1 protein-coding gene is annotated in these 713 nt (G+C 41.5%); it reads right to left on the reverse strand.

The genetic code is table 11. The features are described from left to right. Window positions 1-650: Gfo/Idh/MocA family oxidoreductase (locus C1E24_RS20715; protein ID WP_276609923.1), on the reverse strand; the 650-nt coding region annotated here is incomplete at its 3' end. Window positions 651-713 lie beyond the last annotated feature (63 nt).

Below are 713 nucleotides of genomic sequence, written 5' to 3' on the forward strand. Positions count from 1 at the left end.
ACGTCTTGCACGCGAATATTCTCAACCGTTTCAATGGCAATACGGTTTTCATCAATACCAAAACCATTGTCTGCAAGCACATTTTGATAGCTTTGAGTATGTAGGTCTGTAAAGCCGCCTGAGAACTCTAACTCTTCTGTATTATCGCCGTCATTGATGGTGATACTACGGTAAGTTAGCTTTTCACCTTTGACTGCGTTGTCTGGTAGGTTGTTTGAGTCGATTGACAAGAACCACTTAACGCGTGCACGCTCATACTCTAGGTAACCGCTTGCTGTTTTTTCATCTCTGAAGTGCACTTCGTTGCTTTTCAGCTCACCGAAGATGAAGTGTAGCATGTCGTAAAAATGCACACCAATGTTCGTCGCTACACCACCAGACTTATGGTCAAAGCCTTTCCAAGACTTCATGTACCATTTACCGCGTGATGTCATGTACGTTAAATCAACATCAAATACTTTATCAGCTGGCGCTGCTGCCACTTTTTCTCTTAGGGCGATAATTGATGGGTGTAAACGCAACTGAAGAATTGAATTTACTTTCGCGCCGTACTTTTGCTCGTAGTCTTTCAGAATATCCATATCTTCTGAGTGAAGAACTAACGGCTTTTCACAAATTACATCGATGCCATTTTTAAGTGCATACTTCATGTGTGGTGCATGCAGGTAGTTTGGGCTACAAATTGAAATGTAATCTAGTTTATTACCCTGTAA

It is taken from the genome of Pseudoalteromonas phenolica, assembly GCF_005876835.1.
Taxonomy (GTDB): domain Bacteria; phylum Pseudomonadota; class Gammaproteobacteria; order Enterobacterales; family Alteromonadaceae; genus Pseudoalteromonas; species Pseudoalteromonas phenolica_B.